Annotated in this window: 22 protein-coding genes and 1 pseudogene; 4 read left to right on the top strand and 19 right to left on the bottom strand. The window is 62.3% G+C overall.

Going from position 1 to position 20,532, the window contains the following annotated elements; translation table 11 throughout:
- Positions 1-3 precede the first annotated feature (3 nt).
- Entirely contained in the window at positions 4-759 is a 756-nt protein-coding gene (locus CFE28_09020; GenBank protein OYU70122.1) for an oxidoreductase, read from the top strand.
- On the opposite strand, the gene CFE28_09015 is transcribed toward CFE28_09020, so the two are convergent.
- From CFE28_09015 to CFE28_08975, 9 genes and pseudogenes are all read right to left on the bottom strand, one after another.
- Positions 704-2,293 carry a ribosome biogenesis GTPase Der gene (locus CFE28_09015; GenBank protein OYU70121.1) on the bottom strand — a complete coding sequence of 530 codons (1,590 nt, stop codon included), beginning with the start codon at positions 2,291-2,293 and terminating at the stop codon, positions 704-706. The genes CFE28_09020 and CFE28_09015 overlap by 56 nt on opposite strands.
- Positions 2,294-2,313: 20 nt before the next feature.
- On the bottom strand, positions 2,314-3,717 hold the full coding sequence (locus tag CFE28_09010) for a dehydrogenase (protein OYU70120.1): 1,404 nt from the start codon (positions 3,715-3,717) through the stop codon (positions 2,314-2,316).
- On the bottom strand, positions 3,714-4,475 hold the full coding sequence (locus CFE28_09005; GenBank protein ID OYU70119.1) for a hypothetical protein: 762 nt from the start codon (positions 4,473-4,475) through the stop codon (positions 3,714-3,716). The genes CFE28_09010 and CFE28_09005 overlap by 4 nt, the downstream gene beginning before the upstream one ends.
- A gap of 158 nt (positions 4,476-4,633) precedes the next feature.
- Positions 4,634-5,014, bottom strand: a complete 381-nt coding sequence (locus CFE28_09000) for a hypothetical protein (GenBank protein OYU70118.1) — start codon at positions 5,012-5,014, stop codon at positions 4,634-4,636.
- On the bottom strand, positions 5,007-5,585 hold the full coding sequence (locus CFE28_08995; GenBank protein ID OYU70117.1) for an RNA polymerase subunit sigma-70: 579 nt from the start codon (positions 5,583-5,585) through the stop codon (positions 5,007-5,009). Before CFE28_08995 ends, CFE28_09000 begins: the two co-directional genes overlap by 8 nt.
- Before the next feature lie 25 nt (positions 5,586-5,610).
- Positions 5,611-5,994: a hypothetical protein gene (locus CFE28_08990; protein OYU70116.1), complete on the bottom strand. Its 384-nt coding sequence runs from the start codon at positions 5,992-5,994 to the stop codon at positions 5,611-5,613.
- Between the two features lie 104 nt (positions 5,995-6,098).
- Positions 6,099-6,395, bottom strand: coding sequence for a hypothetical protein (locus tag CFE28_08985; GenBank protein OYU70115.1), 297 nt, complete (start codon positions 6,393-6,395; stop codon positions 6,099-6,101).
- Entirely contained in the window at positions 6,385-6,945 is a 561-nt protein-coding gene (locus CFE28_08980; protein OYU70114.1) for an RNA polymerase subunit sigma-70, read from the bottom strand. Before CFE28_08980 ends, CFE28_08985 begins: the two co-directional genes overlap by 11 nt.
- A gap of 347 nt (positions 6,946-7,292) precedes the next feature.
- Positions 7,293-7,442 (bottom strand): annotated as a pseudogene (locus tag CFE28_08975) (hypothetical protein).
- A gap of 73 nt (positions 7,443-7,515) precedes the next feature.
- Here CFE28_08975 and CFE28_08970 point away from each other — a divergent pair.
- Positions 7,516-8,679 carry a hypothetical protein gene (locus CFE28_08970; protein OYU70113.1) on the top strand — a complete coding sequence of 388 codons (1,164 nt, stop codon included), beginning with the start codon at positions 7,516-7,518 and terminating at the stop codon, positions 8,677-8,679.
- Here CFE28_08970 and CFE28_08965 read toward each other — a convergent pair.
- Positions 8,676-9,026 (bottom strand): ArsC family reductase, encoded by a 351-nt coding sequence (locus tag CFE28_08965; GenBank protein ID OYU71636.1) that lies wholly within the window; start codon positions 9,024-9,026, stop codon positions 8,676-8,678. The two genes, CFE28_08970 and CFE28_08965, sit on opposite strands and share 4 nt — an antisense overlap.
- 16 nt (positions 9,027-9,042) lie before the next feature.
- Positions 9,043-9,360 (bottom strand): hypothetical protein, encoded by a 318-nt coding sequence (locus CFE28_08960; GenBank protein ID OYU70112.1) that lies wholly within the window; start codon positions 9,358-9,360, stop codon positions 9,043-9,045.
- 94 nt (positions 9,361-9,454) lie between these two features.
- Between CFE28_08960 and CFE28_08955 the strand changes: the two genes are divergently transcribed.
- Together CFE28_08955 and CFE28_08950 are read left to right on the top strand one after the other, a co-directional pair.
- Positions 9,455-9,946, top strand: a complete 492-nt coding sequence (locus CFE28_08955) for a hypothetical protein (GenBank protein ID OYU70111.1) — start codon at positions 9,455-9,457, stop codon at positions 9,944-9,946.
- A gap of 93 nt (positions 9,947-10,039) precedes the next feature.
- Positions 10,040-10,903: a hypothetical protein gene (locus CFE28_08950; protein OYU70110.1), complete on the top strand. Its 864-nt coding sequence runs from the start codon at positions 10,040-10,042 to the stop codon at positions 10,901-10,903.
- On the opposite strand, the gene CFE28_08945 is transcribed toward CFE28_08950, so the two are convergent.
- From CFE28_08945 to lepB (CFE28_08910), 8 genes are all read right to left on the bottom strand, one after another.
- A complete protein-coding gene (locus tag CFE28_08945; GenBank protein ID OYU70109.1) occupies positions 10,893-12,671 on the bottom strand; it encodes an aspartate--tRNA ligase in 1,779 nt (592 codons plus the stop codon). The genes CFE28_08950 and CFE28_08945 overlap by 11 nt on opposite strands.
- A 101-nt stretch (positions 12,672-12,772) precedes the next feature.
- Positions 12,773-14,122: a serine hydrolase gene (locus CFE28_08940; GenBank protein OYU70108.1), complete on the bottom strand. Its 1,350-nt coding sequence runs from the start codon at positions 14,120-14,122 to the stop codon at positions 12,773-12,775.
- A gap of 65 nt (positions 14,123-14,187) precedes the next feature.
- Positions 14,188-16,446 (bottom strand): DNA topoisomerase IV subunit A, encoded by a 2,259-nt coding sequence (parC, locus tag CFE28_08935; protein ID OYU70107.1) that lies wholly within the window; start codon positions 16,444-16,446, stop codon positions 14,188-14,190.
- Positions 16,447-16,499: 53 nt separating this feature from the next.
- A complete protein-coding gene (locus CFE28_08930; GenBank protein ID OYU70106.1) occupies positions 16,500-17,231 on the bottom strand; it encodes a DNA repair protein RecO in 732 nt (243 codons plus the stop codon).
- A gap of 9 nt (positions 17,232-17,240) precedes the next feature.
- On the bottom strand, positions 17,241-18,173 hold the full coding sequence (locus tag CFE28_08925; GenBank protein OYU70105.1) for a GTPase Era: 933 nt from the start codon (positions 18,171-18,173) through the stop codon (positions 17,241-17,243).
- Positions 18,170-18,868: a ribonuclease III gene (rnc, locus tag CFE28_08920; GenBank protein ID OYU70104.1), complete on the bottom strand. Its 699-nt coding sequence runs from the start codon at positions 18,866-18,868 to the stop codon at positions 18,170-18,172. Before rnc ends, CFE28_08925 begins: the two co-directional genes overlap by 4 nt.
- The gene (gene lepB / locus CFE28_08915; GenBank protein OYU70103.1) at positions 18,865-19,644 is read right to left on the bottom strand and encodes a signal peptidase I; all 780 of its coding nucleotides are present in this window, start codon (positions 19,642-19,644) and stop codon (positions 18,865-18,867) included. Before lepB (CFE28_08915) ends, rnc begins: the two co-directional genes overlap by 4 nt.
- An 84-nt stretch (positions 19,645-19,728) precedes the next feature.
- Complete coding sequence (gene lepB / locus CFE28_08910) at positions 19,729-20,508, bottom strand: signal peptidase I (protein ID OYU71635.1); 780 nt, start codon at positions 20,506-20,508, stop codon at positions 19,729-19,731.
- Between the last annotated feature and the right edge of the window lie 24 nt (positions 20,509-20,532).

Here is a 20,532-nt window from a genome sequence, read left to right as displayed (position 1 = left end):
CCCATGACCGATACACCTACACCCCTTGCAGGACAGATCGCCCTGGTTACAGGCGCTTCGCGGGGCATTGGCCGCGCAACGGCCCTGGCTCTGGCTTCGGCGGGCGCCCACATCGTCGCCACGGCCCGCACACAAGGCGCACTGGAATCCCTCGATGACGAAATCCGCGCCCTGACGGGGCAGTCAGCGACCCTGGTCCCCCTCGATCTGTCCCTGACAGACGGCATTGACCATCTGGGCCTCGCCATTCACCAGCGGTTCGGCCGCCTTGACCTGCTGGTGCATTGCGGCGGCGTCCTCGGCGCCTTGACGCCGGTCAGTCACGTCGAGCCCGGGCTCTGGGACAAGGTGATGACCGTAAACGCCACCGCGACCTACAGGCTCATCCGGGCCACAGAACGCCTTCTGAAGGCGGCTCCGCAGGGCAGAGCCCTGTTTGTCACCACGGGTCGAGTGATCCGCCCCAAGGCCTTCTGGGGCCCCTATGGCGCCTCCAAAGCAGCTATGGAGCATATTGTAAGGACCTGGGCGGACGAGATGGAGAATACGACTGTCCGGGCAGCCCTGATCGACCCCGGCTCCATGCGCACCAAGATGCGTGCCGAAGCCATGCCCGGCGAGGATCCCGAGACCCTGCCTCACCCTTCAGAGATCGGCCCGTTGATGGTCGAGCTGGCCCAGGCTGACCTCGGCCAGCCAGACACTAACGTCGATTTTTCGGCGTGGCGGAAAGAACGCGGGCAGCCCGTTTCGGTTTGACACCCGGCCTGGCCAGCTTCTGGGCCCGCCCTTTCGGCGCACCCGTAGGCTTGGGCTTGGCGACCCGCATGGGCTTGGGCTTGCCAGTCGCGCCCGCCTTGGCCTTGGCGGCGGCCTCAGCCTTCTTCTTGGTGGCGAGACCGGTCTTGGCCTTGTTGCGGTTGGGCTTGGGCCGATCAATGGCCACGCCGCTCTTGGCCTCGCCCTCGGCATAGGGGTTCTTGTTCGACTTGACTGTCAGACGCATGGGCACGCCAGGCAGGTCAAAGCTCTCCCGCAGGGAGTGGATCAGATAGCGCTTGTAGTGCTCGGGAAGCTGGTCAGCCCGGCTGGCGAACATGACGAAGGTCGGCGGACGGGCCTTGGTCTGGGCCATGTATTTCGGCTTCACACGACGACCGCCAACGGCTGGAGGCGGATGCCTCTGGATGGCCATGGCCAACCAGTCATTCAGGTCGCGGGTCTTCACCTTCGTCGACCAGTCCGAATGGGCCTTCAGGACCGCAGGCATGAGCTTGTCGAGATTTCGGCCCGTTTCGGCGGACAGGGCGATCAGCGGTGATCCACGCAATTGCGGCAGGGCACGGTCGACCTTCTCGGTGATCTCTTCGAGTGTCGTCCTGGGATCCTCAACCAGATCCCATTTGGCCACCACAAAGACCAGGGCCCGGCCTTCGCGTTCCACCAGATCGGCGATCTGCAGGTCCTGGATCTCGAAGGGGTGGGTGGCGTCCATCACCAGAACGACCACTTCGGCGAAGGTAATGGCGCGGATGGTGTCGGCTGTGGAAAGCTTTTCCAGCTTCTCCTGAACCCTCGCCTTGCGGCGGAGGCCGGCTGTGTCCACCAGGCGGATGGCGCGGCCATCCCACTCCCAGTCGACGGGAATGGCGTCGCGGGTGATCCCGGCCTCAGGGCCGGTCAGCAGTCTGTCTTCGCCGATCAGCTTGTTGATCAGGGTCGACTTGCCGGCATTGGGGCGTCCGACAATGGCCAGCTTGATCGGCATCTCAGCCAGCTCGCCGTCGACGATCTCATGTTCATCCGAGAGATCCACGAGGGCGTTGAACAGGTCCGCCATGCCCTCCCCATGCTCGGCGGAAATGGCGATGGGCTCTCCCAGGCCAAGACGGAAGGCGTCATTGACTCCATCATCGCCCTTCTTGCCCTCGGCCTTGTTGGCCGCCAGCACGACCGGCTTGTCCTTGCGCCTCAATATCTCTGCAAAGACCTCGTCCATGGGCGTAATGCCCTCGCGGGCATCCACCACGAAAAGGGCGACGTCAGCCTCATCTATGGCGATTTCTGTCTGGGCCCGCATGCGGGCTTCGAGACTTTCGTCGGTGACGTCCTCGAAACCGGCAGTGTCGATCAGTTCGAGCGCAAGGTCGCCCAGTTGACCCGTGGCGAAGCGCCGGTCGCGGGTAACACCGGGCCGGTCATCGACAATGGCCAGTTTCTTGCCGGCCAGGCGATTGAAGAGTGTCGACTTCCCGACATTCGGGCGTCCTACGATTGCAAGTCTAAGCGGCATCGGGGCATCCCCTTCCCGCTCTAACGCAAGGCGATGAGTTGGGCCTCATCGGTCACGACATACAGGGTTCCATTCAGTGCGATCGGCCCGAGCAGGACAGGCTGACCAAGCTGAATGGTTTTCTCAACAACACCGGTCTTGGCGTTCACGGCCTTGAGTTCGCCCAGGTCAGACACGGTAATCAGTTTACCGCTGGCAAGGATCGGGCTGCTCCAGAGGGGCTTTGCGGCGTTCTTCTTGGCGCCCTTGCCCATCTTGGTCACAAAATCCCAGCGTCCCTTCTTGACCTTCCCGTCATTGAGGTCGCGCACCCAATAGATCTGACCGGTCTCCCGGGAGATACAGTAAACCTTGCCCGGCTTGTCCACGACATAGACCACGTCGCCAACAGGCCATGGCGTCGTGATGCCGGTAATCGGAAGCGTCCAGCGCGCCTGGCCGGTGCGCAGGTCGGTCGCCGCCAGAAGTCCGGAATGGCTGACCGCAAAAACATCTCCCTGATAGATGACCGGCCGACCAGGAATGTCGCGAATTTCAGACAGGGCGTTCGTGCGGCTGGCCTTTGACAGGGCTTCATTCCAGAGATCATTGCCGTTGGCCGCACGCAGGGCCACGACTTCTCCAGACCCGAAGGTCGCAACAACCGTATCGCCGGAAACAGCCGGGCTCGATGCGGCGAGGATCCGGGCCGATTCCGACAGGGCCTGATAGGTCCAGCCCACGGCCCCTGTCGCCGCGTCAAAGGTCAGAAGCGTATTGTCGATCGCCACCACAAACACCCGGCCGCCAGCGACGGTAGGCGCCGCATGAATCGGCTGTTCGGTATTGGTGCGCCACAAGACTGCACCCGTATCGGCATTCAACTGGGCGACAAAGCGGAAGCCCGAGGCGACGGTAAGCTTGCCATCAGCCAGGGCCAGGCCGCCGCCAAAACCTTCGCGATCGCGTTTGGATTTGGCGCGGAGATCCACCTTCCAGACCGTGGCGCCTGTAGTGGCGTCATGTGCCGAGACAGTCGCCTCAGCATCCATCACATAGATCTTGCCGTTGGCGGCCACGGGTGGGGCTGTGATGTAGCCGCCGTTTCCGGACTTCTTGCCGAAGCTGCGGCGCCAGGCGACAGCAAGGCTGCCGCCAGCGTCGGCATGTTCCACAGACTGTTCCGGCGTGCCCCCTGGCAGGGCCCACTCGGTCACTGTCTTGGGGTCAGGGATGAAGAAGTCCGCGCCCTTGAGCCCTTCAGCAGGCGCCACGGCTTCATCCGGCGCATTGATGGCGATCCGGTTACCCTCCGACGCCACCTCTGCGGGACCGGCGTCAGACTTGTGAAAGGGATTGATCCGCTCAACTGTCGCACACCCGCTGACAACGAAGGCCGCCGCAAGTGCGAGAATGAAGGAGCCGTTCCGGCGCATGGACGTCATTGGGCGTTGGGGCCTGGCTGTTGCGGCATGCCGGGAAGTCCGGCGCCGGGAGCGGAAATCATGGGAGGCGGCGCAGCAAGAGCAGCCTTTACCACAGCCGACGTCAGCTTCGCCGAGCCGGAATCAATGAGCGACATGGCCGCCTGCGCCCGTTGACGCGAACCTTCCTGAGCATCCGGACTCAGGGAAAGGACAACGAAATCGCCCCTTGCCCCAGCCGTGTCTCCCGCCAGGAGCTTTGAATAGGCCAAGGCTTCCCGCGCCTGGGTTCGATAGGGGCGGCCCTCTTTCATGAGGGGATCCAGACGCGCCTGCATGTCCTTGAGGGAGGAGTTGTCGAGCAAGGCATAGGCCGACTTCAGGGAAGCAGCATCGCCGATCATCGGATCGGGCGCGCTTGCCGCTGACTGGTCAAAGAATTTCACTGCCCCGGCAGTGTCATTTGCGGCAAGGCGCAGGGCGCCCAGATGCTGCAGGGCCAGTGACTTGTACACCTTGGAAGGCGAATTGGAGACTTCGGTCCACAAGCCCTGAGCCTCTGCTGACCGCCCCTGGTCAAAGGCTTCCAGGGCCTTGCTGTAGCTTTCGGAAGCCTTGGCGGCCGCCTTGCTCTGATAGGAGTTGTACCCCACGACTGCGCCATAGCACGCGAGCACTACGGCGAGCACGCCGATGGCCCAGGGCAGGATTTTCAGCGCAAGCGCCTTGTAGTGGTCGGAGCGAAGCTGCTCTTCAACCTCTTCAAAGACATCGACCACGTAGGAACTCCGCTCGAAAGGCGTACAGGGATAGAGCGGCGGAACCTATAGCGGCTAGCCTTGCGCCGCAATGTCCCGGGTCCCTACTCCGTAAGGAAACCTCGTTTGACGTGGAACCGTGGCCGAACCGTGGCGCAGATCTCCATCCTTGCGGGGGTTCAGATCTCTTCGATCACCCGGGTAAGGACAAACCCCATGGCGACGACGGCCAGTCCGCTGGCGACCCATATGATCAGCCAGTCCGTCGAGACCAGACCCAACAGCGTCACGCCCGGCTTCAACTGACTGACACTGGCTTCAATCAGTTTGCTTGAGCCTGCTGAAACATCTTCAACACGGTGGACGAAATTCGACATGATCAGTTGGCTGGCCCCGACCACGCCGCCCGAGACACCGGCGGCGCCAATCAGCCAACGGCGAAGGTTCCAGCCCTGATCCAGCCGGGCTTCCACCCGTCGTGCGAACTCGACGTCGTCGGAAAACGGCGTTGACTGCGCAAACAGCCGCTCAAGCCTGCGTTCAAATTCGAGCTCAGCCATTCCCCAGCCCCCCTGCTGAAGCGAGATTTTCGGACGTCGCCAGTCGCGCTCTGAGCTTTTCCAGACCACGTTTGACATGGGATTTGACCGTTCCTAGTGGCAAGTTTAAGGCCTCCGCCGCTTCGACATGAGACAAACCGGCGCCATAGCAAAGCGTAACGGCCATACGTTCGGCCGGTTGCAGCAAGTTGAGCGCGTCATCGAGAGCCATGCGTGTCGCGGTGTCCGAAACCGTTGGCGGGAGTTCCTGCAAGGCTGAGTCTGCAGCCAGAAGCGCCAGACGCTTCTCCCGCTTCATCCGCCGGACATACAAACGGACCGCAATCTTCTTCACCCAACCTGCGAAAGCGCCCTCACCCCGGAACTCGCTGATGGATTCGAAGGCTGCGAGAAAGGTGTCCTGAGCTGCATCGTCAGCCTCTGAGGGGGCTGCACCCATGCGGCGAAGCAGGCTGCGTACGCCCGTCGCATGCCTGCGCACGAGTTCGCCGAAGGCACGCCTGTCCCCTGCTGCCGCAAGGTTGGCCAGATCCACGTCGTGGTGGCCTGAAAGGCTCTGGACGCCAGACACGAGTTTCCCCCTCCCCCCGGCGCCCTCAGGACTTACGATTGCGGTTCAGATAGGCCATCAGGATAAAGGCCAGACCGATGAAACCCGGGAAACATGCCAGGCCCAGCAGCGGATAGGTCGCGTCCGGCTCGTCAAAGCTGAGGGCAATCGCCAGGCCTGTCAGGCCTGCAGCAACACCGGACCAGATGATGCCAACACGGAGGTCACGCTCGGGCGAGGCCGGCATGCGCACCTTCACGTTGGACGAGAGTGCCGTGATGACGTCGGCTGGCAGGGATTGTCCGGCTTCGATGGCGGCCTTCAGCGTGTCCTGGAGCTTCTCGCGTTCCCGACTGCGCATAATGGTCGGCACGAGAAACAATGAAACTATGGATCCGAATATGATAGCGACGATTGTGACTGCGACCATTTTGGCGTTCTTTCCTGTCTGTTTGCGAGCCACGCTGGCTCATCGATACAGGTAAGAGGCACGCAAGACTGTCAGCAGATGCACGTGGCGCGATGAAATATTTGTCATAATCCTTTGAACCTTGATCGCCGCAGGTCTTCAGCGAACAGCAGAACGCCCAGCACCATGATGACAAGGCCAGGCGTCAACAGACGCCCGAACTGGATCAGTAGGGGTTCCAGGCTGGGGGCGACCATCCAGATCAGGACCACGGCCGAGCCACAGGCCGCCGCCAGAATGCTGAGCTCCTGCCAGAAGATCTTCCGAGCCAGAGCCTGAAGCACTGACTCCTGGAACACCAGGTCCCTTGCCCTGGGCATGTCTTCAGCGAACAGGGCCTTGAGCTTCTCGTCAGCCTTCATCATCGGAAACTCCAAGGGCGCTCAGCAATCGGGCCCTGCCGCGCTGTACATGGGACTTTACTGACCCCAGGGGCATGCCCAGGGCTAGAGCGGCCTCGGCATGGGTAAATTCTGCGCCAAGACAAAGGGCGACACACGCCCTCTGATCCATCGGAAGCTCGCTCATCGCGCCATCAAGAGTCATCCGGTCTTCAGCCGAGGGCGCAAGAACAGCAGTTTCGGCCTTGCTGTATTCTGCATCCCTCAGTCGCGATCGGCGGTCGGTCCGAATTGCCGCCAGGGCCTTGCGATATCCTATCCCGCAAAGCCAGGCCCGAAGGTTCGCCCCTGGCTGAAGCTTTCCGATCCCCGACCAGGCCGCAAGAAACACTTCCTGGGCCAGATCGTCAGCAAGGGTCCAGTCGCTACAGGTCCTGCGGAGAAAGGCGCGCAGTCCCTGCTGGTGACGCTGAACAAGGACCGCAAAGGCGTCATCGGATCCGCCCCGTATGGCTGCAACCAATGCGTCGTCATCTGAGGCCCAGCCCCTGGCGCCTTGAGACCGCGTCATCAACGACACAAGCCAGCCGCCCGATCCACGCCATGCGCTATCAGCGGCGATGGCGCTCATTTGCGGCCATACCGACTGCCCAGGGCCGCGAACATCAGATTGGCCACCGCGACACAGGTCAGGATGATGGCCGCCACCTTGAAGGCTCCTTCAGTCCCGGGAACAAATCCGTACCAGGCTGCAAACCACAAGCCGGCGGCGATCGACCCGGTGATGATGGCCGCGCGCCACTCACGATATGGGCCCCCGCGGTAATAGCGCCGATAGCGCCGATAGCGCCGCCCAACCCTTTCATCCCCGAACTCATCGCCCTCATAGTCTTCCGTGAGCCGGCGGCTGATTTCGGGTGGGGGCTCCTTTCCCTGAGCGGCATAGGTTTTCAGCACTTCCAGCGTGTCACGGCTGCGCTGGTAGCTGAGCCACCGATCCCACGCCCCCAGGACGAAGGCGCCGATCGGGAAAATCAACCACCAATAGCTCCACCAGAAATCGTGCATCGCAAACTCTCCCAGTTCCGGGCACCCGTTGCGTCCGGCCTTGCCCACTAATTGCCGCGGAACCCCGCATTGGATGCACCGTGACGATGGATATTTTCGACCTGACAAGGCAAGCACAGAGAGGCGGCCTGCGACCATGTGGACAGGTCCACCTCATACTCGGGAATCCGCGATGCAAATCCTCTCCCATGCCGAAATCGCCGAACTGCTGTCGGGGCACGTAGATCTTCGCCATCGCCCCGGGTCGGTGCAGCCGGTTCGATTTCCCGTCTCCGAGGCCGCTTACTATGACCCGTTCAATCGATGGGTCGCTTCATGCCCGGCAGGCGTCCGTATCCGGGTTCAGACCAACTCCACGCGTTTAAGGCTGGTGGTGGCCCAGCGGCTCTCACCTCCAGCAGCCGGGGCGGAGCGTCGGGGCGCCTATGACCTGTTCATTGATGGGTGTCTTGACCAGCGGATCTGGGGTGATGGCGGAGCCCTGGTGGACCCTCAGACAGGAAACCTGACGGGAGACGAGACCAACATCATCGAGTTCGGCGATCTGCCTGCCCGGGACAAATTGCTTGAGATCTGGCTTCCGCAAGCAGGGACGGTTTCCATCACAGAACTCGCCCTCGACCCGGAGGCTGATTGGGCAGTTGCTGCGGAAAAGGGTCCGCTGCTTCTGTTCCATGGCAGCTCCATCACCCATTGCATGGAGGCTGACGGCGCCAGTGCGGGATGGCCCGCGGTGGCGGCCAACCTCTGCGGCGCCAGGCATCAGAACCTCGGTTGGGCCGGCTCCTGCCTCCTGAGCGGTCAGGCCGCGCGGATCATCCGGGATTCAACTGCCGACGCCATCATCCTGAAGCTCGGGATCAATGTCTGGCCGGAAGGCATGTTGAAAACCCGGACCTTCCTGGACTCCGCCCACGCCATGATTTCCATCATCCGCGAGAAACACCCCGCGACGCCTATGGTCGTCATTTCGCCGATCTACTCTCCGGGTCGTGAAGACGCCGGGGACGGTCTGACACTTCAAACCATGAGGGATCTGCTGGAACAGGTCGTGGCCGCACGGGTTCAGTCGGGAGATCTCAACATCCGCTATCTCAGCGGACTTGACCTGTTCGGCGCGGATGACGCCCACATGCTGCCGGACGACCTGCATCCCAATACCGCCGGTTACCAGCTTATGGGCGAGAGGTTCTACACCAGGCTGCTGACTGGACCTTCCGCCCTGGTGAGCGCCTAGCCATACACCTTCGCATAGACTTCGGGACTGAACCCGAGAACCAACTCGTCGCCGCCTTCGACTACGGGACGTTTGATCATCGATGGGTTGGCCAGCATCAGGCCCAGCGCCTTTTCCGCGTCCAGGTCGGCTCGATCGGCCTCAGCCAGCTTGCGGAATGTGGTTCCGTTTCGATTGATCACCCGCTCCCACCCGACCAGGTCGATCCACCGTGACACGGTTTCCCGTGTAACGCCTTCAGACTTGTAGTCATGAAATTCATAGGCGATGCCATGAGCCTCCAGCCAGGTGCGGGCCTTCTTCATCGTGTCACAGGCCTTGATGCCATAGACATGGATGGGCTTCATGCTTTCCTCCGCCACACTATCTTGCGCCGATCCTGACCAGGACTGCCCGAGGAATCTGGTAGTCCCTGATCACGGCTGAATGGTCACGGAGTCCGACCACATCCCGCTGGATGAAGAACTTCCAGACCGCGTCAGCCGCCTCCCTCAGCAGGGCCTCACGACCAAGGTCTGCGACCAGTCCGGGATCCTGCAGCCTCAGCAGGGCCTCTTCCACCATGCGGCCGGCACGTCCGAGGGTTGAAGCCTTCTCAGAGGCGATCTCGCCATTGAGCACGCTTTCGCCGGTTTCGAACTGGCGCCCCCTTTGCAGGGACTGGGGCAATCGCAGGGACATTGTGTCAGACTAGCAGGATAGGCGAGTTTGACCATGGTCACCGGCTCTTAAGCATAGGTCCCTATCTGCTTGGGACCAGATGGAGACGAAAGACATGACGAAGCTGGTTCCGATCCTTGGTGTTATCGCCATGCTCGCATCGCCGCTCGCCGCCTCGGCTCAAAATGTCGGCCATATCGCGTCGGCCAAGCGGGGCGCCAATTGCACGGGATGCAATCTGTTTCAGGCTGACTTCGCAGGCATGGAGATATCGGGTCGAAGCTATGCCGGGGCGCGCCTTCGCCAGGCGGATTTGAGCCTTTCGGTCATGAACCGCACAAATTTCTCCCGTACTGACATGCGTGACGTCAATGCCTATGGCGGCGTCTTCTCATCTGCGAATTTCGCTGGCGCCGACCTGACCCACGCTACATTTGTGGGGACCTATCTGGAAGGCGCGAACCTCAGCGGCGCCCGTCTGGACGGAACGAACTTCTCCGGCGCAGAATTGGGACATGCACACGGGCTCACCCAGGGCCAGCTGGATCGCGCCTGCGGAGATGGTCAGACCCTGCTGCCCAGAGGCCTGCGCATTCCCCGCTGCTGACCCCCGACTCTGCTGACCCCCAACTCTGCGACCCAGGGGGTTACGGCGAATTAAGTAGCCTTCCCGGAAGATGAGGGGCAGTTGATAGCCACCATGTTCCAGCACTCGCGACTGACAGAATTCCTGCTCGGGTTGTTTGCCGCCACATCCATTCTGGCGCCTTCAGCTGCGCACGCCCTCGGAGGGGATGGAGACAAGGTCGTCGCCCGCGTTGTGACTTTCGGCGGCGCCTGCGAAAAGTGTGACCTCTCTGGCCGCCGGATGTCGGGCGCCCAGATTCTGGGCGCGAACTTCTCCGGCGCGGCCCTGGTCGGCTCTGACATGCGTAGTGTTCGGGTGCTGGGCGCCAACTTCTCTGGGGCTGACCTCTCAAGGGCTGACCTTACGGACTCCGAAATGATCGGGTCGAACTTTTCCAACGCCAATCTTTCGAACGCGCGCCTCAGAGGGGTTCAGGCCCGGGGCGTCGCCTTCAGCTCCGCCATCATGGTCAAGGCAGACCTGCGGGACACCGAGGCCCAGGGCGCGAATTTCAGCCGTGCTGACCTGTCCAGCGCCCAGTTCAACGACACCTCACTGCAAGGCGCCGTCCTCAGCCGTGTGGATGGGCGTGGCGCCAGTTTCCGCGACGCCGCCCTGCAAGGCGCCAATCTATCCAGCGGGCGTTTTGACAGGGCCATTTTTGTCGACGCCAGCATGGACGGCGCTGTCCTGAACGGCGGACAGTTCGATGGCGCGGATTTCCGGGACGCCAGCCTTCACCGGGCCGCCTTGTTCGGCGCAGACCTGTCAGGGGCCCGCAACCTCGATCAGGACCAGATCAACCACGCCTGCAGTGACGCCTCGACCAGATTGCCCAAGGGCCTGGTTCCCAGGACCTGCAGGGGTGTGACGCCCCACTGGTCTCCCAAGGCGCCCCCTGCCCCGCCGGCTCCGCCAGCGCCGCCTAGACCTTGATCGGCGGCGCGGTGCGGATGTGCAGCTCCTTCAGCTGCTTGTCGAACACTTCTGAAGGCGCATTCATCAGAAGATCCTGACCCTGCTGGTTCAGCGGGAAGGCGATGACTTCGCGAATGGCCGTCTGGTTGGCCAGCAACATGACGATCCGGTCAATGCCGGGCGCCAGACCGCCGTGGGGCGGCGCGCCGTGCTTGAAGGCGTTGAGCATGCCGCCGAACTGCTCTTCGACGAACTCAGGCCCATTCCCGGCGATCTCAAAGGCCTTGAGCATGACGTCCGGACGATGGTTCCGGATGGCGCCAGAGCACAGTTCATAGCCATTGCAGACGATGTCGTACTGGTAGGCCAGGATATCCAGGGGATCCTTGGTGTTCAGAGCCTCCATCTCCCCCTGGGGCATTGAGAAGGGGTTGTGCGAGAAGTCCACATGGTTGGACTCTTCGTTCATCTCGAACATGGGGAAGTCCACGATCCACACGAACTCGAAGCGGTTCTCATCCACCAGGGAGAGGTCCGTCCCGACCTTGGTGCGGGCCAGGCCAGCGAACTTGACGAAGGTCTTGGGATCTCCACCCACAAAGAAGGCGGCGTCGCCGACCTTGAGGCCCAGCTGTTCCCGGATGGCGTCGGTGCGCTCGGTTCCGATATTCTTGGCGATGGGGCCAGCTCCGCCCTCCTCGCCTTCCCGCCAGAAGATATAACCAAGGCCAGGCTGACCCTCAGATTGGGCCCAGCTGTTCATCTTGTCGCAGAAGGCGCGGCTTCCGCCGCCTGGCGCCGGAATGGCCCAGATGGCGTTCTTCGAGGTCTCAAGCATCCGGGCGAAAAGGCCAAAGCCGCCGCCGCGGAAGTGTTCCGAAACGTCCTGCATGACCAGGGGGTTGCGCAGGTCAGGCTTGTCCGTGCCGTACTTCGAGATGGACTCCCGATAGGGAATGCGCGGGAACGGATATGGGGTGACCGGCTTGCCGTCGGAGAACTCTTCAAAGACCCCGTGCATGACAGGCTCAATCGCCGCGAACACATCTTCCTGGGTGACGAAGCTCATTTCGACATCGAGCTGATAGAATTCCAGTGAGCGATCAGCGCGCAAGTCCTCGTCCCGGAAGCAGGGGGCGATCTGGAAATAGCGGTCGAACCCGGACACCATCAGCAGCTGCTTGAACTGCTGGGGGGCCTGCGGGAGGGCGTAGAACTTGGTCGGGTGCATCCGCGATGGCACCAGGAAATCCCGGGCGCCTTCCGGCGACGACGCCGTCAGGATCGGGGTCTGGTACTCGAGAAAGCCCTGGTCGATCATGCGGTTGCGGATCGAATGGATCACCTTGGACCGCAGCACGATGTTCTTGTGCAGGGTCTCACGACGCAGGTCGAGATAGCGATGCTTCAGGCGGATTTCTTCCGGGTAATCGGGCTCCCCAAAGACCGGCAGAGGCAGTTCAGCGGCTTCGGAAAGGACCTCGACGGCCTTCACACGCACTTCCACTTCGCCGGTGGCGAGGTTGGCGTTGATGGTGTCTGCGCTGCGGGCGACAACCTCGCCGTCCACCCTGATCACGCTTTCGGCGCGCAGCCGCTCCACGACCGCGAAGCCGGGGGTATCAGGCGCCAGCACCAGCTGGGTAAGCCCATAGTGGTCGCGCAGATCGATGAAGACGAGACCGCCATGGTCGCGCTTACGGTGGATCCAGCCTGAAAGGCGGACGGTATGACCGGTGTCGGCGGCCCGGAGGGCGCCGCATGTATGACTGCGATAGGCGTGCATGTGGATCGCTGAAGCTCAAAAAATCGAGGCGCGGAAGGGCGCATGAGGGGGGGCGAAAGTCAAGGACGGCGACCGCCTCCCCTCATCCTTGTCGTCCCGATTTACTTCTCCGGGTGGGTCAGAGCCTGATAGGTCAGGGTCCGGGCCTGGGTCCCCAGGTCCTCGCCGCCGGTTCCACCAAGGCGTTGGACCATGCCGACAAAATAGAGGTCATTGGTCGGATCGACCCAGAACCAGGTGCCAGCGGCGCCGCCCCAGCTCATTTCACCCTTTCCGGTCAGGCTTCCGGCCTTGCGCGGATCATTGACCACCATGAAGTCGAGACCAAAGCCCACGGAATTGTTGAACCGTGAGCCGCTGGTGCCATTGGTGTTCACCAGAACGCTCTCAGGAATGACATTCGTCCCCATGAGCTCCACTGCGGCCGGGGACAGGATGCGTGCGCCATCCAGCTCACCCTTGTTCAGGATCATCTGCGCAAATCGGCCATAGTCGGCAGTCGTCGAAACCAGGCCACCGCCGCCGGACTCCATGGCTGGCGGCTTGGTGTAGTCGGGCGGAGGATTGCCAAACAGCTCACTGGCCGGGACCATCTTGTAGGTCTTGGGGTCGGTCATATAGAGCGCGACCAGGCGGGAAGCCTTTTCCGGGCCGGTGTAGAAGGCGGTATCGGTCATCTTCAGCGGCTTGAAGATGCGATCACCGAGGAAATCCCCGAACTTCTGACCTGAAATCCGTTCGACGATCGCGCCCTGCAGGTCCACCGAAACCGAGTAGGACCAGTTTGTCCCCGGCTGGAACATGAGTGGGATGTCGGCGACCCTGGTCACCAGTTCCTTCATGCCCGATGACCCAAGGACCCGGCGCTCGCGGAAGAGCTTGTCCACGGGATGCTTGTCCCCAAGGCCATAACCAAAGCCGGCTGTATGGCTCATGATTTCCCGCATGGTCGGGGCGCGGGTCGCCGGAACCGTGACGATATTGCCCTTCTCGTCCAGGGCCGTCATGACCTTGAGGTCCTTCAGCTCGGGAAGGAACTTGGTCACCGGGTCGTCCAGCTTCCACTTGCCTTCCTCAAACAGGATCATCATGGCCACGCCGGTCAGTGGCTTGGTCATGGAATAGATCCGGAAAATGTCGTCCTTCCGGGTGGCTGCGCCGGTCGAGATGTCGGACTTTCCGTAGGTGTTGAACGACACGACCTTGCCATGCCTGACCAAAAGGGTGGTCATTCCCGAAACCCGTCCGTCTGCGACAACCTTGGCCATGGCGGCGTCCAGCTTCTTCAGCCGCGCTGAATCAAAGCCGACCGCTTCAGGCGCCATGGGCGCAGCTGGTGCGGCCTTTGCGGCCGGCCTGGCTTCAACAGCAGGCGCGGAAAGTGTCAGGCTGGCGACGGCAAATACGCTGGCCAGCAACCGGAAACGACGCGTCATGAAAAATCCCCCCATCAAATATACGAATACGACCTGGAACTTGAATTCGGCCAAAGCTTAGCTGGCAAACACCATCACGCCTAGCTGCCCGGCTTGGGCCGGAATCTCTTGTTTGTCGGGAAGCCCTTGGGCGAGATCTTGCCCGCTGAGGCCCGCCGACCCAACCAGTCCTTCCATTCGGTCCAGACCCTTGTACGGCCCGCCGTGTCGATCCATGTGGCCCCGTCTTCCGCCTTGAAGACAACAGCGTCACGCAGGCCGCCTTCGCGGTATGCCTGCAGCTTCACGCCCTTGCCACGGACCATTTCGGGCAGTTCATCCAGGGGAAAGATCAGGATCTTCCCGTTATCGCCGATGACGCCAAGATGATCGCCCGCGACCGGCAGGGCGAAGGCGGCGCCCTTGGCGCCAACGCTGAGGACCTGCTTGCCCGCCCGGCGGAAGCTGATGGCTTCGTCCTCCGGGAGCAGGAAGCCATAGCCCTCCTTCGAAGCCAGAACGCGCTTGGCGCCAGGCTTGTGGGTGAAGACGTCGACGATGTCAGTCTTGTCGTCCAGATCGAGCATGAGGCGCACGGGCTCCCCATGGCCCCGCGCTGAAGGTAGCTTGTCGCACGGCAGGGTGAAGAACCGACCGTCTGATGCCAGGATCAACAGCTTGTCGGTGGTCTCGGCAGGGACCACGAAGCCCTGCTTGTCGCCTTCCTTGTATTTCAGCTCTGAAGGGTCCTCCACACGACCCTTGGCGGCGCGGATCCAGCCCCTGGCCGAGAGGATGATGGTGATCGGCTCGCGCACGATCATGGCTTCAATGGCCGCGTCAGCATCCACCGTTGGAGCGTCTTCAAAGGTGGTCCGGCGGCGCCCGACCTGGGTATCCGGCCCAAGAATGGCGCGGACATCCTTCAGCCCCACGCCCACCAGCTTCCACTGCTGCCGGTCCGACCCCAGCATCTTGAGCAGGCCGTCCCGCTCTTCCGCCAGTTCTGCATGCTCCCGGCGCAGTTCCATCTCCTCCAGCCGGGCCAGTTGCCGCAGCCGGGTGTTGAGAATGGCGTCGGCCTGGATGTCGCTGAGATCGAAGGTCTCGATCAACTTGGCCTTGGGCTCATCCTCGAAGCGGACGATGCGGATCACCTCGTCCAGATTGAGGAAGGCGATGACCAGGCCATCCAGTATGTGCAGCCGGGCCTCGATCTTGGCCAGCCGGTGCCGGGCGCGGCGGACAAGAACCTCGCGACGGTGATCGAGGAAGGCCTGCAGGAGGCCCTTCAGACCCATGACGCCGGGTGCGCCCCGGGCGTTCAGCACATTCATGTTCACCGGGAACCGGGTTTCGAGATCGGAGAGCTTGAACAGGCTCTCCATCAGGACCTCAGGCTCGACATTGCGGCTCTTGGGCTCGATGACCAGGCGCACGTCTTCGGCGCTCTCATCGCGAACATCCCCCAGCAGGGGCGCCTTCTTGGCCTCGATCAGTTCAGCGAGCTGCTCGACCAGATCAGCCTTCTTCACCTGATAGGGAATCTCGGTGATGACGATCTGATAGGTCCCGCGACCATTGTCTTCCTTGGACCAGCGGGCCCTGAGGCGCACCCCGCCCCGACCGGTCTCATAGGTCTCGGCCATTGAAGCCTTGGGCTCGACGACAATGCCGCCTGTGGGGAAGTCCGGACCCTGAACGTGCTCCAACAGGTCCAGGGTCGAGGCCTGCGGGTTATCCAGAAGGACAAGACAGGCGTCGATCAGTTCGGCGGCATTGTGAGGCGGAATCGAGGTCGCCATGCCCACGGCGATGCCGCTCGAACCATTGGCCAAGAGGTTCGGGAAACCGGCCGGCAAAACCACCGGCTCTTCGTCTTCCCCGTCATAGGTTGGCCGGAAGTCGACGGCGTCCTCATCAATACCATCCAGCAACAGCTGGGCCGCGACGGTCAGACGACACTCGGTGTATCGCATGGCTGCGGCGTTATCGCCGTCGATATTGCCGAAATTGCCCTGGCCATCCACCAGCTGGTAGCGCTGGGCGAAGTCCTGGGCCAGGCGCACCAGGGCCTCATAGACAGCCACATCGCCGTGAGGGTGGAACTTGCCGATGACGTCGCCGACAACCCGCGCGCACTTCTTGGCGGTGGTGTTCGGATCCATCCTCAGCTGGCGCATGGCGAACAGCAGGCGGCGGTGGACCGGCTTCAGACCATCACGGACGTCAGGCAGGGCCCGCCCGGTAATGGTCGACAGGGCATAGGCCAGGTAACGCCGTGAGAGGGCGTCGCTGAGCGGTTCGTCAATGATGCGGTCGCCGTCGCCGTCCGACGGCGGAAGCAGGGGTTTGGACATATCGAATCAGACCGAGGTTTCAGCTTCCGTCTTAGCGGGCTCCGGCGCTTACGTCACAGGCGTTGGGCGTCGGTCAGCTTGTCGATCAACCAGAAGCGCGCCGGGGGCAAAGGCCGGTTGAGGGGCCCGAAGACAAAGGCTTCCAGAAAGTGGGCCGTAAGGGCAAGACCCGCGCCTACATCCCCTGGCGCCAGTCCCGACTGCGAGGACAGCATGAAGGGCGGCAGGGTCAGCAGCTTATCCCTGTAGGGCTCTCCAGCCTCCCGGCTGACCGCGCGACCTGTTCGGGGCGAGACATAGATCAAATCGTCCACCAGGCCGGTCGCAGCGCACTTCGAGAGGTCGAGACCAAAACCGAGATCCTGCAGCAGGCCCGCTTCGAAGCGCACAAACACCGCTGGCCAGATGTCGGGAAAGGCCAGGGCTGATGACAGGGCCTCAAAGGCCAGAAAGGCGCCGGGATGAGGTTCACGTTCCGGCAGGGCTGCAGACGCCACTGCAGCGGCCGCTGAAAGCCCTGCTAGGGCCAGAGGATCATCAAAGAGGGCTGATGGCCCCTCCCCCACCGGCTCGAGGGTCGCTGCGCCCAATTGCTCGGAAACCCTGGCGCGGTACTGGATCAAGGCCCGGGCGCCGGCCTGCAGGAAGGGCTTGATGCGCCGGGATGCACCGCCCGCCACATGCGCCGCATAGCGGCCATGATGGGCCGTCAGGAATTCGACAATGGCCCCGGTCTCGCCGAAGGCGCGGGCGGACAAAACATAGGCCTCGTCCTGGAATTCCATGCGGCGGCCCTAGACGTCGAAGTCCAGACCGATGTCGCCATAGAACTCGCGCTTGTCGGCCCAGGTCTCGTCGACCTTGACCGTCAGGAAGAGGTGTACGGGCCTGTCCAGAAGCTCGATCAACTCTTCGCGGGACTTCTGGCCGATCCATTTCAGGGTCTGGCCGTTCTTGCCCAGAACGATTGGGCGCTGGCTCTCGCGCTCCACATAGATGGTCTGCTCGATCCTGGCAGAGCCATCCTTGCGCTCCTCGAAGGAGGTGGTCTCCACCGCCGCCGCATAGGGCAGCTCCTCGTGGACACGCAGGTAGATCTTTTCCCGGGTGATTTCAGCCGCCAGAAGGCGCACCGGCAAATCAGCGGTCTGCTCTTCCGGATAGAGCCAGGGGCTCTCGGGCATCAGGTCTGCAAGGCGGGCCTTCAGGTCGTCTACCCCAGCCCCATCGGCGGCCGAAATCATGAAGACCTCGGAATAGACGCCGGTCTCGAACAGCCGCTGAACCACGGCCAGCATGCGCTCGCGCTTGACCCCGTCGATCTTGTTGATGGCCAGGATCGCCTGCTTGTTGGAGGCCTTCAGGCCTTCAATGATGGTCTCGACATCTATGACGGCCCGCTTGTCCGCCGCCTTGGCGGACCCGTCGCCGACCGACAGCTCGGCCTGCACGTCCACCAGATGGACCACCACCTCGGCCTCATCAGCCCCGCCCCAGGCCGAACGCACCATGGCCCGGTCCAGCCGGCGGCGGGGCGAGAAGATACCGGGGGTGTCCACCAGCACGATCTGGGCCTCTCCGGCCATAGCGACGCCGCGCACCGGAAACCGGGTGGTCTGAACCTTCTGGGTGACAATGGAGACCTTGGCCCCCACCAGTCGGTTGGTCAGGGTCGACTTGCCCGCATTGGGCGCGCCGATGATCGCGGCGAAGCCGGCGCGGGTCATGGTTCGAGTTCTCTCTTGGCAAGCATCAAAGCGGCCGCAGCCTTCTCGGCCTCACGCTTGGAACCGCCCCTGGCGGTCTCGGCGTCAAAACCGGGCAGTCGGACTTCAATGGTAAAAATCGGGGCGTGGGAGGGTCCTTGGCTGTCGACCACCACATAGTCCGGGGCGGGCAAGCCGCGTCCCATAGCCCATTCCTGCAGCAAGGTCTTGGAATCCTTGCTCTGGGGGGCATCAAGCTCATTGAACTCGTCAGCCCAGAACCGCCGGAAGAAGAGCCGGGCCGTCTCAAGTCCGCCATCCAGGTAGAGCGCAGCCATAATCGCCTCACAGGCGTCGCCCAGGACCCGGTCGCTGTCCCGGGCCCCGACCTTGCTGGCGCTGGCGTCAACGCGCATGGCGTCGCGCAGGCCGATATTGCGACTGATCCGGGCGCAGGTATGGGAATTGACCAGCTGGTTCATGCAACGGGACAGTTCGCCCTCCCGCGCCGCAGGCCGGACCTCGGTCAGCTGCTCGGCGGCCAGCAGGTTCAGCACCCGGTCGCCGAGAAACTCTAGACGCTCATTATCGCGGATCTTCGTTCCACCATTGCCGACGCTGGAATGGGTCAATGCCCGTTCGAGCAGTTCCATATCGGCGAATTGGTGACCGATCCTGGCCTGCAAGTCCGCAACAGCCTGGGCGCGGCGGTTCATCGCAGGGACCGGAAGAAGCGATCAGGACGGGCATGGGTGAACCAGGTCCATGGCTCGAGCAATGAGGCGCCCTTGTTCCAGGAAAGCAGGATCACCTGCGCCTTGCCCACTATGTTCTCGGCCGGGACAAACCCGACCCCGATGGCGTTGGGAACCCGACTGTCCAATGAGTTATCGCGATTGTCGCCAAGGACAAAATATTGCCCGGCCGGCACGACAAACACCGCCGTATTGTCCAGGTCGCCGTCGCTTCCGTAGTCATAGGTCACGTATTTGCGGCCATTGGACAGGGTTTCCTCAAACCGCTCGACGCTCCTGGTGAAGCCATAACCGGAATCCATCATCACCGTGGGCAGGGATCGGCGCGGAACGGGGGCGTCGTTCAGATAGATCACCCCGCCCTTCATCTGGACCCTGTCACCGGGCAGGCCAATCAACCGTTTGATATAGTCCGTCCGGCCATCCCTGGGCAGTTTGAAGACGACCACATCCCCACGCTGGGGTTCACGTCCAAAAATCCTTCCGGTCATGACGGGGGGACTCAAGGGAATGGAGTGTCGCGAAAACCCGTAGGAGAACTTCGAGACGACAATGTAGTCGCCCTCCAGAAGGTTCGGCTCCATGGAGGCTGAGGGGATGGTGAAAGGCTGGAAGATCAGGACCTTCAGGATCAGGGTAAGGATGAGGGCCAGACCTATGGTCCAGACGATCTCCGCGAGTTCCTTCAGGGCTGCCGGCGGCGCGGCGTCCTCTTCAGAAGTCGGGTTGGATGTCATGAAAGGGTCCGCGTGGCTCAAGCAGGCCAAGGCCTCGCCCTTAGCTAGCGGCTAGACCTGTCTGCGGCAAGTCGCAGGCTGACCCTAGTGCACCACCCGACCAAAACGGCTGAAATTCAGATCCAGCACCCAGGTCCATGGCTTGAACAGAGACGCGCCCTTCTTCCAGGAAACAAGCACGAACCGGGCCCGGCCTTCCAGATTCTCTTCCGGCACCATGCCGACGCCATCATAAATTGAAAGTCGGCTGTCAGCTGAGTTGTCCCGGTTATCGCCCATGAAGAAGTAGTTTCCGGCCGGAACCGTGAACTCCTCGGTATTGTCCAGGGGGTAGTTGGTCCCGAAGTCATTGGTCATGATCTTGCGGCCCTCAGGCAGGGTTTCCTGGACCCGCTGCACCGGGATTATCGACTCGGTTCCGCCGGTTTCCTCGATCGTGGCTGTCACCGTCCGCGGGACTTCCTTGCCATTAATGTAGAGCAGGCCGTCGCGAACCTGGACCCGGTCACCGGGCAGGCCGATCAGCCGCTTGATGTAATCGGTCTTGTTGTCCCGCGGCAGCTTGAAGACGATGATGTCTCCCCGGGCGGGCGCCCTGCCAAAGACCCGTCCGGAAAACAGCGGCGGGCTGAGCGGGATGGAGTGCTTCGACCAGCCATAGTCAAACTTCGTCACCAGCACATAGTCCCCCTCATAGAGGTTCGGTTCCTCTGAGGCTGAGGGAATCGTGAAGGGCTGGAACACCAGGACCCGGAGGAAAAGCGCGATCAGCAGGGCGATGGCGACCGTCTTGATGATCTCCCAGGTCTCGTTGACTTCCGGGGTTTCCTGGGTGGCATCAGTAGCGGGCGCGGCTTCAGACATAGACAGGTCCTTGGTCAATCCGGC

This window comes from Alphaproteobacteria bacterium PA2 (genome assembly GCA_002256425.1).
Classification (GTDB): Bacteria; Pseudomonadota; Alphaproteobacteria; order Caulobacterales; family Caulobacteraceae; genus Phenylobacterium.
Note: the sequence above shows the minus strand (reverse complement) of the source record. Positions and strands in the feature narration are given on the sequence as shown.